Origin of the sequence: Weissella kandleri, assembly GCF_045504165.1 — a bacterium.
GTDB classification, from domain to species: Bacteria; Bacillota; Bacilli; order Lactobacillales; family Lactobacillaceae; genus Weissella; species Weissella kandleri_A.
The window spans coordinates 1-15,393 of the sequence record NZ_JBJJNY010000006.1 but is presented as its reverse complement, the minus strand read 5'-3'; the positions used below and the strand labels follow the sequence as shown (position 1 = coordinate 15,393).

12 protein-coding genes are annotated in these 15,393 nt (G+C 40.1%); all 12 read right to left on the bottom strand.

The window, feature by feature from the left end:
• Nucleotides 1-657: 657 nt before the first annotated feature.
• The 12 genes from rlmD to ACJQWY_RS04000 all read right to left on the bottom strand — a co-directional run bounded on the left by rlmD (nt 658) and on the right by ACJQWY_RS04000 (nt 15,377).
• The gene (rlmD, locus tag ACJQWY_RS04055) at nt 658-2,040 is read right to left on the bottom strand and encodes a 23S rRNA (uracil(1939)-C(5))-methyltransferase RlmD (RefSeq protein WP_407076481.1); all 1,383 of its coding nucleotides are present in this window, start codon (nt 2,038-2,040) and stop codon (nt 658-660) included.
• A gap of 19 nt (nt 2,041-2,059) precedes the next feature.
• Nucleotides 2,060-3,403: a branched-chain amino acid transport system II carrier protein gene (gene brnQ, locus ACJQWY_RS04050; protein ID WP_407076480.1), complete on the bottom strand. Its 1,344-nt coding sequence runs from the start codon at nt 3,401-3,403 to the stop codon at nt 2,060-2,062.
• A gap of 123 nt (nt 3,404-3,526) precedes the next feature.
• Nucleotides 3,527-5,038, bottom strand: coding sequence for a glutamate/gamma-aminobutyrate family transporter YjeM (yjeM, locus tag ACJQWY_RS04045; RefSeq protein WP_407076479.1), 1,512 nt, complete (start codon nt 5,036-5,038; stop codon nt 3,527-3,529).
• Between the two features lie 29 nt (nt 5,039-5,067).
• A complete protein-coding gene (locus ACJQWY_RS04040) occupies nt 5,068-6,495 on the bottom strand; it encodes a C69 family dipeptidase (RefSeq protein ID WP_407076478.1) in 1,428 nt (475 codons plus the stop codon).
• 545 nt (nt 6,496-7,040) lie between these two features.
• Nucleotides 7,041-8,369, bottom strand: a complete 1,329-nt coding sequence (locus ACJQWY_RS04035) for an APC family permease (protein WP_407076477.1) — start codon at nt 8,367-8,369, stop codon at nt 7,041-7,043.
• A gap of 279 nt (nt 8,370-8,648) precedes the next feature.
• Nucleotides 8,649-9,389 carry a LiaF transmembrane domain-containing protein gene (locus tag ACJQWY_RS04030; RefSeq protein WP_407076476.1) on the bottom strand — a complete coding sequence of 247 codons (741 nt, stop codon included), beginning with the start codon at nt 9,387-9,389 and terminating at the stop codon, nt 8,649-8,651.
• Between the two features lie 5 nt (nt 9,390-9,394).
• A complete protein-coding gene (locus ACJQWY_RS04025) occupies nt 9,395-9,844 on the bottom strand; it encodes a LytTR family DNA-binding domain-containing protein (protein ID WP_407076475.1) in 450 nt (149 codons plus the stop codon).
• Nucleotides 9,845-10,022: 178 nt separating this feature from the next.
• A complete protein-coding gene (locus ACJQWY_RS04020) occupies nt 10,023-11,066 on the bottom strand; it encodes an acyltransferase family protein (protein ID WP_407076474.1) in 1,044 nt (347 codons plus the stop codon).
• Between the two features lie 166 nt (nt 11,067-11,232).
• Complete coding sequence (locus ACJQWY_RS04015; protein WP_407076473.1) at nt 11,233-12,174, bottom strand: DMT family transporter; 942 nt, start codon at nt 12,172-12,174, stop codon at nt 11,233-11,235.
• A 171-nt stretch (nt 12,175-12,345) separates the two neighbouring features.
• Nucleotides 12,346-13,536, bottom strand: a complete 1,191-nt coding sequence (metK, locus tag ACJQWY_RS04010; RefSeq protein ID WP_407076472.1) for a methionine adenosyltransferase — start codon at nt 13,534-13,536, stop codon at nt 12,346-12,348.
• An 882-nt stretch (nt 13,537-14,418) separates the two neighbouring features.
• Nucleotides 14,419-14,607: an IS3 family transposase gene (locus tag ACJQWY_RS04005; protein WP_407076471.1), complete on the bottom strand. Its 189-nt coding sequence runs from the start codon at nt 14,605-14,607 to the stop codon at nt 14,419-14,421.
• Between the two features lie 8 nt (nt 14,608-14,615).
• Nucleotides 14,616-15,377, bottom strand: a complete 762-nt coding sequence (locus tag ACJQWY_RS04000; RefSeq protein ID WP_407076559.1) for an IS3 family transposase — start codon at nt 15,375-15,377, stop codon at nt 14,616-14,618.
• Nucleotides 15,378-15,393: the final 16 nt, after the last annotated feature.

Below are 15,393 nucleotides of genomic sequence, written 5' to 3'. Positions count from 1 at the left end.
GTTAACAAGTCCACGCTATTCTAGAATAATATCTTTTTAGTATCTTAAAAGACCATTTATTACTAAATTAATGCCACATATCAGTAAAACATTCCACTTACCCATCGTGTTTTAGAATTTAAAGCTCACTTGTATTTTGTTATGATTATCTTTGGGCTATATGAAACTTTTAAAATTAAACCATTAGATATTAATTCCAATTTTTATTTATTCTTACTATTATCATCTCTCCTTGTAATTATTTTTGGAATCTTAAGAGCATATACCACCCATTTTTGGATTAATGACGACGGTTTAATTATGCGACAAGGAAACTATGTTACATTAATTCTCTGGATCACAGCAATCGTCTGTAGGATGACAGCGCCGTCACAATTCTTATTTATTTAGGGGCAACACTTTTAATACAACGTGGTGTTTCATGGCGTATTGCTACTGTAAAATACCCCAATAATATCGTCTTAACTCAAAAATTTAATGAAGATAAAAAAACGAAAAAAATAATATCGTTCAAAAAAAGCGCCATTTTTGACGCTTATTTTTTTACCTAAATTTATTCAGATGATTAATCATCTAATGTATAAGAAAAGTATTCAACCTCCTAACAAAGTCATGAGGTTGAATACTTTTTTTCTTCTATCATAATTTAAAATCAAATTAAGCTTCCGACCGTACCAAAGCTGCTACACATTCAACATGTGCTGTCTGTGGGAACTGATCTAGTGGTCGGATAGCCCCTTCTAGACGATAGCCCAAACTCAACATATATTTAATATCACGCGCCATCGTCACCGGATTACACGAAACATACACCAGCCGCTTCGGCGCCATATATGCAACCGCATCCATCAACTTTTCCGTCAAACCGCGCCGTGGTGGATCAACAAAGACCACATCCGGCTGCAATCCTACTTGGTGCCAAGTCTGCATTTGCTCGGGAGCATCTGCCGCAATATATTCTGCATTGGTAATCTGATTATTTTCAATGTTAATTTGGGCATCCGCTACCGCTCGCTCAACCACTTCCACACCGTAAACCTTTGCAACTTGATCAGCAATTGATAACCCAATGGTTCCAATTCCAGAATAAGCATCAATAGCCACATCTGTTAACTGTAATTGTCCTAGACGGGCAGCCAATTGATACAGGGTTTCCGTCGTTTCTGGATTCACTTGATAAAACGAATTCGGCCCGATAATAAAATCATGCCCTAACAAGGTATCATGAATCGCCGCATGGCCCCAAAGCACCTGATTGTCACCAGTTAACTGTTGATTAGTCGTCCGCGGGTTGTAATTTAAAATTAAACTCGTTAACCCTGGCAGGCGCTCAACCAAACGTTGGGTTAATTGTTCAACCCCAGAAAAATCAGGTTCGTAACTCACCAAAACAACCATTAACTCATGGGAATAATAACCACGGCGTACCATCACATATTGCAAGGCTCCTTGTTTTGTGGCGTCATCATAAATGGAAAGGTTTAGTTCATCCGCCACTTCACGAACAATACCAACTGTCTGATCGATGACTGAATCATTCAAATAATAATCTTGCATCGGTACCAATTGCGTTTTAACTTTCCGGTCAAAAAAGCCCGTCATGACCGCACCAGCTTGACGCCGAATGGGCACTACCGTTTTATTTCGATAGTGGGTCGGATGATTAGCTCCAATGGTTGGCGCAATGGTCGGGGTTAACCCAACCGCTCCAAACGCTTGCTGTACCTGCCATTGTTTTAACTGTAATTGACCCGCATAGCTTAAATTAATATATGGTGCGACTCCAGCATCTAATAAATAATCTTTGCCGGCATCGACCCGCTCTGGATGCGCCACTATGATTTCAACCACTTCTCCATAGGCAGAAAGACGATCAACTTGAGTTAAGCGATACCGAATTTTTTCACCCATAAAGGCATTCGTGATTTTTACCGGATAATTCTTATTAACCAGCACCACCCCCATCCCATTATGTAAAATATCAACTACCACTCCGGTCCTAATTTCATTTAACTTTACCGGTAAAGTATTTCTTGGCATGACTGCCTCCTTTTAACATTTAAACCTCGTACCGTAAACGCCAACGATAATGTCCATAACCTAATGCAAAACCAAGTAAGCCGGGTAAAATCCACCCAAACCCGTTCGTACTAAACGGAATTACTTGGTGATAGGCTGTTACAACCGCCTGCAACCCCGCCTGTTGATCTAAGAATGGCAAGCTTGCTACTAGATCACCAACGGCCGGAATCGTGACCAAAGCCATTGTCCAGCGATACACTAAGCTTGAACCGTTAAAATAACGTTTCGTTAAACTAAGCCCAATCAGTGCTAAGGTATAAGGGTACAACAACATCATCACTGGCACTGACCAAGCAATAATTGTTGTTAACCCTAAATTAGCAACAACCAATGAACCAATTGTAATCACACGTAACCAAAAGCGATAACTATACTGAGGGAAAATAGCTTCCATATCTTGCGCAAAGGCTTGGAAAACCCCCATCGCCGTCGTAAAGACTGTCAATGTAATTAAAATCACGGTCAAAATCAAGCCAGGCTTTCCAGCATAGTATTGAATAATTTGGGCTAAAGCGACCCCACCATTATCAGAACCAGCTACCTTACCTAAACTCATCACACCCATCAAAATTAAAATCAAATAAATAATTGCCTCAACAAGTACACTTAAAGCGCCCGCCCGCGCAATTTCTTTTGAAGTTTGTTGTTCCAGTACACCCAAACCGCGGACTGCATAAACAATCGTCACCCCAACCGTTAACAGACCAATTCCGTCCATGGTGTTATAGCCTTCCATAAACCCGGCGGAGAAAGCGTCTTTTTGATAGGCTGCGGTTGCCACCGGGTGTAAATCACCCATAGGCCAAACAAAAGCTACAATGAACAACAAAACTAACCCAATTAAAAAGAGTGGATTTAAATATTTTCCAATCCACGCGGTAATATCTTTTTCTTGCACCGTCAATAAGTAAGCTAATCCAAAGAAGACAGCTGAATAAATCAACATTCCGACCCCGTGCCAAGCTGCGGGTAATAAGGGTGCAATCCCAGATTCAAAAGCCACCGCGGGCAAACGGGGAGTGGCAAACAATGGTCCAATCACCAAATGAAAGGCAATCACAATAAATAACGCAAAGCCACGTGATACAGGACTAGCTAATTCATATAAGTCATCACTTTTGGTCACTGACACCGCTAAAATCGCTAAATAAGGTACCAAAGTCCCCGTCAAAATGAAGCCAACCGCTGCCCACAACCAATGTGAGCCCGCCAATTGTCCTAAATGAATCGGAAAAATTAAATTTCCCGCACCAAAAAATATCCCAAAAATCAACGATGCTAATAGAATCGTTTTGCTAAAGCTTAGTCGCCCTTTTTCCATACCATACTCCTAATTTCCTAACATAATTGCATATTCTATAAAATAACACATTTTGGCGCTTTTAGCTCTCATAAAAAAGGTCAGAACCTAAGTTCCAACCTTTACTTATACTTCAATTAAAATTTAACGCAATAGTCCATGCTTATTTTCATAACGCCGATATAAGGCTACTGCAATAATCGTAAAGATTACGGGACCAGAAATTGTCCAGAAGGCATCGCTCCAGTTATGATTTAAGAGTGGCTCCAAGCCCGTAAAGATAACACTCAAAGCTAAGACTAAGAAACTGATAGTGGTAACCGTCCACATCCAATACCGATTCTTAAAGAAGAGGTATGGCTTTTCAATAGCTTGATTCTGGTTAAAGAATGGATATGCTCCAACCAAGAACAAATATGGCAAAGCCGTCGAAACATTTCCCATCAAGGTCAAAATATTATAGAAGGATTGCGCTGTGGCTCCTCCAAATGAAATAGCCAAAATCAACACAACCACGAACGCCGCTTGATACCACATCGCATTAGCAGGCATTCCTTCTTTATTCAATTGCGTAACATGATCAGGCCAAAAGTCTTTTGGCGTTCCCATCACAAAGGCCTTCAATGGTGAATAAATCAAGACAAAGAAAGAACCAGTGTACACAATAAACATATCTAATCCAGCAAACCGTGCGAACCACTCACCTAAAGTGGCAGCGGTTGCTGTACTCAATCCAATTTGATGTCCAAAGGTACGCCCAAGATTGTCCATCATGATATAAGTCACATTACCCAAGTTAACATTACCCTTATCAATCAAACCAGACCAGTTCGCACTAACTCCCCAAAGGAAGATTGACAAAGCGTACAAAACCCCAATAATCAATGTTGAAATTAAAATTCCTCGTGGGAAATCCCGCTTCGGATTCTTCATACTATCAGTAATTCCACCCATTGATTCCATTCCAGCATATGCAAAAACTGCATAAACAATGAAACTAATCATGGCAATTGAACTCGCAAATGCTGGGTTAGGGCTCTTCAAAAAGGTACTTAAACCATGAATTGGTTCCGCCGTCTTAAAGCCGGTTGAAATCAAAACATAAATACTCAAGATAAAGAACAAAATATTAATTACAACCATCATTGTTCCACCAAACGATGAAATTTTAGCAATCCAATCAATTCCTTTAGTAGCAAAGAAAGTCACCGCGATAATCCAAAGCACCGCCAAAATTCCAATCACTTGATTTGACCCAAGGGCACCCAAATGCCACGTTTGCGTTTGGTCGGAACCACTAATAAAGACGGACAATGGAATCCAAATCTTTGACCCAGTCGCCACCAGCCAAGTTTCCCAAGAAGCCAGCCACATAAACGTTCCAATAAAGGCAACGCGTGGACCAACAGAACCTTCAATCCAAGAATATATTCCACCCTTGGCTTCATTAAAGGCTGAACCATACTCAGCCATCATAATTCCAACTGGCAAGAAGAATAAGACAGCTGCAAGAATATACCAAATGATACTAGCATACCCCATTTGCATAAAGGCAATCGGGGTATTCGCAAATCCAAAGATGGTTGTAAAAATCATCATAATCAGCATGGTTAACGTAATCGTTTTGCCAGCTGATCCTTTATCTGTGTCGCTCATAAAAAATTACTCCTATCATATACTACTAACTATAAATTCAAATCGGTTTTAAAGTTCAATGGTGAGAAATCGGTCGAAGCTGTAATAATATCAGCCGTCAATTGACGGTAAGCTTGCAGAGCTTCTTTAGCCCCTTTGGCACTCGCTTCAGTCAAATACTGGGCTAAGTCCCCCGGATTATCCATTTGCTGAGCGATTTTGTCCGTCGACCGGACCAGCTTATTCAAGGTAATATTAACTTGCTTTTGCGTGGTTTGTAATTGCTTGCCAAATTCCTTGTAATGCCCATCCACCAAAACGCTTACTAACTTATAAGCCCAATAGGCTGACTCACCATCGTAAGGTAGGGTCCCAATTTTATACTCATCCGGTGTGTCATTAATCCCCATATAAAATGGCACGTAGACACTTTGGGCGGCCACACCCATGGCTAGCCACTGCACACATGCAACTTCAGGGGCCATATTAGGTCGGTGCTGAAGCAAGTGTGATTCTTGTGTTTTGGCTAAGCTAATGGGCCGAAAAAGATGATTTTGTGCTGATTCATTCAAAGGATCATATTCCGTCTTCTCATAATGCGAGCTCAAATACATCTTGGCATCATCAATACTTAACAAGCGGTTCGCCTTTTTGATAAAGCTTAAATCTTCGCTCATTGGTGACTCTTCGGTAGCTCCCGAAAATTGTTGCTGACCCCACCAAACACGTGGTGTACTGTAATGTTCATCTGACAACGTATGCGTTCCAAAAATATTACGGAAATTAAAGGTTTCAGGATTAGGATTCAAATGATTATCCGTCACAAAGGCTTGTAAGTCTTTAGCAAACATAAAATTATCCGGATCATCAAAATCTACCTCTTGAATGGCTAATTGATTAGCCACGACGGCGTAACTATCATCTGGAATCCGCTGAGCGACCCAATAATGACCCGTTCCAGTTTCAAGATACCAAACTTCATCAGCGTCCGAGAACAAAATTCCATTAGTCTCACATGTCCCATATTTTTCAACAATCTCACCCAACCGCGCAACACCTTCACGTGCAGTTTTCACATATGGCAAGACAACGGTAATCATGGCCTCTTCACCAATCCCATCTTCTGCCAATGGATCTGCTCCTAAGACTGTTTCATTCGCGTAGGCACTTTCCGTGGCACTCATCGCCACGCCATATTCGTTGAACCCATCTTCTTCAAACAGACCTTCTTTAGTGGTCCATTCGGGAGTTGCCGTGTACTTATAACGCGTCTTAGGCAGGGGCATCTTAAAGTTATTCGCGGTTGAAATAAATTCTTGCTCTGTTAGGAATTCCTGATGCTCGTGCACCACAAAATGCTTTGGCCACGATGCCTGAGCGTCTTCGTTACGCCCAATAATCGTTGAGCCATCAATCGTTGCCTTTTTCCCAATTAGGATACTGGTACAAGCACTTAAATCAGCCTTATTATATTCCATGATATTTACCTCATTACTTTTGCACATCTGTGCATAATTATACATCGGTTTTTCACGCTTTTTTAAATTTAATATGCACTTATTATATAACATTTATCTGCTTTTTATTCATTTTTTTAGATGAATTTCGATAATTATTCACTAATTCTCATAAATTTGTTATTTTATTCTATTAAAGCGCTATCATAGCATCCAAAAAAAATTGTCAATTGTTAACAACTCTCATTTTTTTATTATTTTATCTATTTCCAAATGCATAAATTCATCAATCATTCATCAAGATAAAAATACATCCGTCATCTTGATTAATTGAATTTAGCTCGAAAATCGGTTACAAAAGTCGTAAAAAATTATAATCTTGCTTGCAAATAATTATCGTATTTTTCATCCATAACATTAAAAGCATGCACCAAATAATTCTGATTCACATTTCACGCAATTTCCAACAACTATCATAAAGATCACAAATAGACTTCATCAACAATCTTGAAAAACAGCACCAATTAAAAAAGCCTTCAACTCGGTTGAAGACTTATCCTTAAGGTTTACTTCCGTTTTAACAAAGCTTGATGTACATAATAAACCGGCAGCCCAATCAAAGTTAGCCCGATTCCAATCATGGCTAATCCAAAATTGGAAATCAAAGTCATCACTAAAATGAAGACTCCGCCCAAGATGGCCACGATGGGCATGAATGGGTACCACGGCACCTTATAAGGTCGAACTAAATCGGGTTCAGTATGTCGTAACTTAATCACTGCGATAAAGACCAAGGTATAAAACATCCAAATTACAAATACCAACATATCCGTCAACATATCAAATCCACCGATAAACATTAAGGCAATTGACAAAATCAATTGGAATAGCCCCGACACGTAAGGGATTTGAAAACGATTTAACTTTAAGAGTCCCTTAGAAAAAGGTAAATTATTTTCTAAAGCCATCGCATATGGCAAGCGCATCCCCGTCATCGTATAACCATTTAACGTCCCGTAAATTGAAACTAAAATTCCGATCGTGATCAACTTACCACCGAAATCACCAAAAATTTTCTCTGCCACATCCATCGCCGCATTCTCATTACCGGCTAAAGCACTAATTGGTAAAGTATGCAAGAAAACATAGTTGACTAGGAGGTAAATAATCATGATACCTAATAGCCCCCCCGCAATCGCCCGCGGCAAATCACGTGATGGGTTTTTTAATTCACCCGCAATATTACCCACATGAATCCATCCATCATAGGCATACATTGTAGCTAACAATCCAGCACCTAACGCAGTTAAGAAACCGCTGGTGTGGGTCCCCGCTTGGACGGGGAAAAAACTCACATCCACGCCTCCAGGTTGTAGTAATCCAAAGACCACAATTAACGCCAATGGAATTAATTTAAACAACAAGGTTAAGGACTGGAATTGTCCGGCAATCTTTGATCCTAACAAGTTAATCAGAAAAACCGAGATCAACGCACATACACCTGCTGGAATAACCGCGTCTGCTGAAAGATGAAATAAATTGACGACTTGGGTTCCAAAAATAATGCCCTTGGCCGCCACACTGGCAGGGAAATAAACCACTGATTGTGTCCAACCCAGTAAATAACTGAGTACTTTCCCATAAGCTCGTTCAATATAAACCAGCATGCCCCCCGTCTCCGGTAGCGCCGCAGCTAATTCAGCCCCCGTTAATCCAGCGGCAAGACTAATCAGCCCTCCCAATAACCATACCAACATCGCCATGCTTGTTGAGCCCGTTGAAGCCGATACACTTGATACTTTGAAAAATACCCCCGCTCCAATCACAGTCCCAACTACCGTAGAAATAGCTGGTAGCAAGGTCATCGTCCGTTTCAATTCCGTTTTATCACTCATGATTATCCTCTTCCAAATTCAATTTGTTTGCGTATAAAAACCTACATTCATCTTTCTACAATTGATTACAATTGTTATTTTTTATTATTAATAAAGCTGGCAGACACTTGAGACAGCATTTTAAGTTCCATTAATAACCTTAAACTAGTAAATTATAACAGAACCAACGACCACGCGGAAACTTTTTTATCAGACCAACGAATTTGTTCCTTCGATGCCCCCCCCAATCAAAAATAAGTTCTAGCAACCAAACGCTAAAACTTATCTTTCATCAAACTATTAAATATAAATAATAACTACACTTCCTACACTCGAACGACCTTGCAGGCGTAGGACTTGACTCGTTTGTCCACTGCGTCCCCCCCGCTCCGAAATCGTTGATAAGACCAGATTAAGTTCATTATCAATTTTCCATTCTGCGGGCAGATATAATTCGACTGTTCCCATCGTGTTATCTAAGTTCAATGTCGCCGTCTCCGCTAGCTGCGCATGGTCAAAATAAATTTTTGTCGTGCTCATATTATTATATACATTCACAACTTTGATATTTTGTGCTTGTAAATAACGTACGGTGTTCCCCATTTGGGTTGAGATATTAATGATTTCATCCGTCTGATCCGTCTCATTATATACAAACGTCTCTTCTTCCATATATTGATCATGATGATGGTGATAGTGCCAAGGGTGTCCATAATGGGGCCTTAAAATGGAAAAACCAATCGTCAATAATAAGGCTGCTCCTAAAATCGTCCAAGGTACCAAGGACTCAATCCCTAAAGGCCGACTATACAAAATTACCAAAAAGGCAATTGGAAATATCGTCCCAATCAACGATCGATGCGCTAAACTAGCAATAATCAACGCCCCTAACATTATTGTAGCAATCATGCTCCAGGGATTAACCACCCAACCGGTTCCTAACCCATCTAACCACCCTAATTCCTTTGTAACTAAAACAACCGCCGCCAAAATAAAAATACTACCCCAAAACGCATTTCCGCGTGGCCCTCTGTTTCGCATCCTGCTTACCTCCAAATCTGTAACTGTTCTTGTAGTGTTTTATAATATCGTCGTGACGCATAAATTTCTTTATGGGTGTTTTGAAATTGTACCAAACAATTCGACAACGATTTCGTTAAAGCCAAAATTTGTTGCATGTTCACTATCCCAGCTTTCGAAATGCGTAAAAAATTACCTGGCAATACACCTTCGAGTTCATACAAACGTTGATGTACCATATATATTTGGTCAACGGTATGCGCATAAACTTGGCGCTCACTGGTTTCGAAAAATAAAATATCCGAAACATCAACATAATACTCGGTATCCCTCTGATAAGCGGGGAGTGTTTTTAATCCTTGGTTCTGTTGCTCAATGATTTGTCGCAACCGTTGAACTTCAGCCGTCGCTTCGGGAGCGGTTATGATGATTTCACTGTCCTTTAGCTCTGGGTTAATTTCAATCTTTACTTTCATCGCCCTATCCTTTCGCTTATTTATTACACCATAATCGCTCATTATCGTAAATCATTTTTCAGTAAGTGGTGGACTTTACCGAATAACCGGTCAATCATCCCAATATGGCCAAATAAAAAAGTTTGTCAGAAATAATTCTGCCAAACCTTATCATTAGTTTCAGTTATTAACAATCCAGCTACGTTAAAGCCAGTGGATAGTCGCGTTCAATAAAAATCCGCTGCACCCACGGAATTTTAACAATAATCAAAGCAAGAACCGAAGTATAACATACCCGTATAATCATTAAGCTTAGGTAAGCGCCACTTTGCAGCCATCCTTGTAAAGGACTTAAGAAATGATTTACAAGGTACTGATCCAAAAAGATAATATCTAAATCATGAATGCAAAGCACCAACATAGAAATTGCCCCCAGTTGTGCTAAGTACGCTAAACTCTTTGGAGCAAGCAACTTTTCCAATGCTTGTGCTAAGTAAATTAATAAAAATGAGCTACCAATCCCAGCCAAAATACTCAATCCTTGATGTGCCGTTTGACCGGTCACTAACGTATATTTACCACCAAAGACTGTTGTCAAGCCCAATAAAATGACCGACAAACCGATAATCGGGCGTTGCCAATGATGCGTTTCAATTAAATTCATTCGATGAGTCCAGTACCCAGCCAAATAATAAATTTGAACTTCTAGCGCACTTTGTAGGGTCCAAGGCAAGGCAAAGCGATTGGCCACCCAAATCCCTAAAAGCACCGCAATCAAAACGCCAATAACTTGACTGACTGGTGATTTCAACCGCATTAATAATTGAAAAATGATGTTAGCCAAAAACATCATTAACAAAAACCAAATGGCCCCCATATGCGGCACAATGTCATAATTGCCAGGAGTTGTAACTGAGGCTCCATTCCCATAAAAATAAGGGACTAACAAGCCCCAATTCCAAGCCTGATGATGGAGTGATTCTTTCAAAAAGTTTAATCCCACAATTAACGTAGCGACCACAAAATAAGGCAATATTAAATTATTAAAGCCCGTTTTGATTGTTTGCGATATTGATTTATACCGATAAAAGTACCCTGAAATAAAGAAGAACACCGGTAAATTTATCGCAAAAATTAAATTACTTAAAAGGGGATGATCCCAACCATTCATTGAATGTCCGACAATCACCAAAAAAATTGTCATCGCCCGGGTGATATCAAAAGCTAAAATTCTTTTTCGCACTTGCTTCACATCCTTAATATTTAAACTATTCTTTCCACATACTAATACACCCTTTTATTTTTTTCAATTATTTTGATTAACGAAACATTTTCTTAAAACTTCCATAATGATTAACACTTAAAAAAAGATGCATCAGCGCATCTTTTCATAAATCTCATAAATTCAATTAACCGATGACTTTTATTAAAATAACACCAACTATCAAGAAGATGATCCCCAGAGCTTTAAGCCACGTCACAGTATGTTGTTGCACTTTAAACCAACCAAAATGTTCAATTCCAGTGGTCCCAATAATCAGTCCCACGGTATTTAAGCTAATCGTTAGCCCAGGTCCCACCGCCGGATTTAATAAGGTTAAACAAAAGACGTAAAACGCCCCCATCACCGCTGAAGACCAAGCTAGAGGCGACTTAAATCCCGTTTTAAGACTGGACCAGTAGATTTCTTTTTTTAATATGGCCATACACAAAAAGGCTAAAGCACCAATCGAAAATGCAATGAAGCTGGCTCCTAATGAGCCAGTCATGGACGTTAAGCCTAGCTTTGGGTCTTGGGTCAAAATGGTGCCCAGATTCCCATTAAAAATCCCCATCAGCGTCAATAAGATCCCAGCCACAAAGCCCCAAATTAAATACAACCAATTAGGCTTCTTGGATTGAGCGCCAGTATTTTTAACATACGCACTACAAATCACCCCCAGTAACATCATCACAACTCCGAGAAATTTAATCAAAGTAAAGGGCATCGGGTTAACGTTTAAAAGACCAACACTATCAATTAACACACCCGAAATAATTTGACCCATAATGGGAAAAATAACAGCATTGACCGCCCCAATTTTAGGAAAAATCAAAATAATCGATCCAACATACCCGGCACTCAACAAGCCAGCCGCCATCCAAATTCGCCCTTGTTGCCACGCTGTACCTAAGACGATCAACGGATGAGCCCCTAAGACATTTAAAATCAACACAAAATACAATGATGCAATCACATAGGTGACAAATCCCGACAAGAAGGCGGAATGAACGCGATTACCTAAATTCACATTAAATGGATTTTGAATGGCTAACACCACTCCTGCAATTAACCCCAAGCCATATAACATCTCCCACACCCCTTAAACAATGATTGAAAATAATTCTACCATATCCTATCTATGCGTCGCGCAATTTTTGAACAATAAATGACATTAAAAGGTATTAATATGTTAGAGAGATTTTTAGCCAAAATAAAATAACTTAGCCGCTAATAGACGCCTAAGTTATTTCACAACTTTTTAAAGATTAAAGTAACGTTGTAAAGCTTCCACTTTGTCTAGCCGCTCCCATGGCAAATCCAGCTCTGGACGACCAAAGTGGCCATAAGCAGCCGTAGCTTCGTAACGCGGCTTACGTAAATCTAAATCAGCGATGATTCCGGCGGGGCGCAATTCAAAGAGATCGCGAATCGCCTTTACCAACTCTTCATCACTCACTTTTCCCGTACCAAACGTATTCACGTCGATTGAAACTGGTGCTGCCACCCCAATCGCATACGCAACTTGAATCTCCACACGATCAGCTAATTGTGCAGCCACAATATTCTTAGCGATGTAACGCGTAGCATATGCTGCGGAACGATCCACCTTCGTCGCGTCCTTACCTGAAAAGGCCCCGCCACCATGTCGTGCATATCCACCATACGTGTCGACAATAATCTTACGACCGGTCATCCCCGCATCACCTTTGGGACCACCAATTACAAAGCGACCCGTTGGATTAATATAATAGCGTGTATTCTCATCCACCATATCAGTCGGTAAGATAGGGTCAATAATTTGTGCTTTAACTTCGCGGCGTAATTGATCCAATTCAACCCGTCCACGATGTTGCGTTGAGAGCACCACCGCATCAATACGTTGCGCCCGGTCATTTTCGTCCAATTCCACCGTCACTTGGGCCTTGGCATCAGGTAATAAATAATCTAACTGACCTGAACGCCGCACCGCCGCCTGCTTCCGCACTAGGGCATGCGACAAAACAACTGATAGTGGTAAGTACTGGTCCGTTTCATTCGTCGCATAACCAAACATCAATCCTTGATCACCTGCCCCGATTTGATCGTAAGGATCCACGCCACCATCTTCACGCTGTTCCAAAGCTTGGTCGACTCCTTGCGCAATATCTGGTGACTGTTCATCAATTGTCAATGCCACATGCACATCATCTGCTAAAAAACCGGCTTCAGGGTCATCATAGCCGATTCGCTTCAAAGTTTGACGGACAATCTGATTCATATTTACATAGGCACTTGTTGAAACTTCACCAAAAATATTCACAAATCCCGTCGTTACTGAAGTTTCAATCGCCGTCCGGGCCATTGAATCTTGCTTTAAAATCGCGTCCAAAATCGCATCTGAAATCTGATCTGACACTTTATCTGGATGCCCTTCTGAAACTGATTCTGACGTAAATAAACGTTTTTCCATGTTTTAAATCCCCCATTGTATTGTATTTTATCGATATACAAAAAAATGACATACGATAAGCGCATGTCATTCGATCATTACGCCTATCTACTAGAAGTTACCACATCGCCCTTTTGGGTACGCTGGCGTCAGATCTTCGGGTCTAGTCCCTCCCTGAACTCTTGATAGGAATGTTATTTATTTGCTTTTACCAGTGTACACCATTCTCCTGATTTAGTCAGTAAAATATTAATGAACCTCAACAAACTCTCAAAAGCTCCGTTATATCAACATTCACATACGCACCAATCCATAATAAGCGTTAAACTTTTTTGTGGTTATTTGAGCGATTTTTGTAGCCGACTGAGTGGTCAACTTTCCAACATTTTACTAAACCATTCAGCAATTTCATTCTTCGCTTTTGGTGTAACTTCCGCATAAATGTTCACTGTAATTCTATAGCTTGGGTTCCTAGTCTCGGCTACATTTTCAAAACAATCCAGCAGGCTAGTGTGCATGTCCCTAAAGCCGTGCAATATTCATCATGGTTTTTATTATACACATTATATAAAGCGTTCATTTGACTTGCTCACGGTTACGATATGTCAATTAGAAAAACAATGCAGTGGTGTCGTTTTTTATTTTTGCCAAAAAACAACTTTTGAACTCCAACAACAATAGTATGAATTCAATAATAATTATTATCATCCGAATATCTTAAATTATGACGTAAGTCCTGCTACATGGGCATATAACATATTGATTGCTACACATCATCAGAATCTATAACTTATCATGTTCATAGTAAATAATATTTTATTAGGAGAAAAGCTATGAATATAAACGAAAAAAGAAATTCTATCAAACGACTCATGAACTGAACCCCAAAAATTGGAGTGAAGTTTAAGCGGATAACTGATCGGAAAGATTTCGGTATTGAACCGGATTTTTTCCGGCCAGTTTTGTTTTTATCCGCTTGTTGTTGTAGTAATAGACATAGTTAGTTATAGCGGATTTTAATTCGTTATAACTTTGATAGTGGTTGTTATGTACCGTTTCTACTTTCAAGATGTGGAAGATACTCTCAGCCATTGCGTTATCTAGGCATGTCGCTTTGCGACTCGTGCTTTGGAACACANGTTGTTATGTACCGTTCCTACTTTCAAGATGTGGAAGATACTCTCAGCCATTGCGTTATCTAGGCATGTCGCTTTGCGATTCATGCTTTGGAACACACGGTTTGTCTTTAACCGTGATACATACTCATAATTTTGATACTGGAAACCTTGGTCAGAGTGAATTGTCATTCGATAATTCAACTCTGGCCTATTTTGTAGAAGCTCATCTAATGGCTTAGTGACGAACTCGACAGTTGGATGAAGATCGATATTCCAAGTGAGAATCTCACCACTATATGCATCAATATAGGCAGTGAAATAGGCACGTTCTGCCATCGTGCCTGAGCCCCAACGAACTTCTGTTACGTCTGTAAGAACCTTCTGATATGGTCGGTCCGTTGTGAACCGACGGTTAACACGATTCGGTGATATGTGACCCACAGTGCCAACGTAAGAATTGTACTTCCGTGTTAAACGGTTGAATGCAGTGCAGAGCAGTCCGTTCATCTTCATAATCTTCAATACAACCTTATGGTTGGTATTAAAACCGCGATTATGAAGCTCCTGAGTAACACGACGATAGCCATAGTCTGGATTTTCATCACGAATTGACGTAATGACATCAATCAGATCGCGTGGATACTCCTTGTATGCTCGCTTACAGGCATCGTAGTAACTACTACTAGACATCTCAGCCACTTGAATAAGCAGCTTCAACTTGCACTTCAATTCTTGCCTTATCACAGTTATTACTACCGCT

Excerpts from the sequence above, each read along its gene's own strand:
- rlmD (WP_407076481.1), bottom strand. The coding sequence starts at position 2,040 with ATGCCAAGAAATACTTTACCGGTAAAGTTAAATGAAATTAGGACCGGA.
- brnQ (WP_407076480.1), bottom strand. The coding sequence starts at position 3,403 with ATGGAAAAAGGGCGACTAAGCTTTAGCAAAACGATTCTATTAGCATCG.
- yjeM (WP_407076479.1), bottom strand. The coding sequence starts at position 5,038 with ATGAGCGACACAGATAAAGGATCAGCTGGCAAAACGATTACGTTAACC.
- ACJQWY_RS04040 (WP_407076478.1), bottom strand. The coding sequence starts at position 6,495 with ATGGAATATAATAAGGCTGATTTAAGTGCTTGTACCAGTATCCTAATT.
- ACJQWY_RS04035 (WP_407076477.1), bottom strand. The coding sequence starts at position 8,369 with ATGAGTGATAAAACGGAATTGAAACGGACGATGACCTTGCTACCAGCT.
- ACJQWY_RS04030 (WP_407076476.1), bottom strand. The coding sequence starts at position 9,389 with ATGCGAAACAGAGGGCCACGCGGAAATGCGTTTTGGGGTAGTATTTTT.
- ACJQWY_RS04025 (WP_407076475.1), bottom strand. The coding sequence starts at position 9,844 with ATGAAAGTAAAGATTGAAATTAACCCAGAGCTAAAGGACAGTGAAATC.
- ACJQWY_RS04015 (WP_407076473.1), bottom strand. The coding sequence starts at position 12,174 with ATGTTATATGGCTTGGGGTTAATTGCAGGAGTGGTGTTAGCCATTCAA.
- metK (WP_407076472.1), bottom strand. The coding sequence starts at position 13,536 with ATGGAAAAACGTTTATTTACGTCAGAATCAGTTTCAGAAGGGCATCCA.
- ACJQWY_RS04005 (WP_407076471.1), bottom strand. The coding sequence starts at position 14,607 with ATGGCTGAGAGTATCTTCCACATCTTGAAAGTAGAAACGGTACATAAC.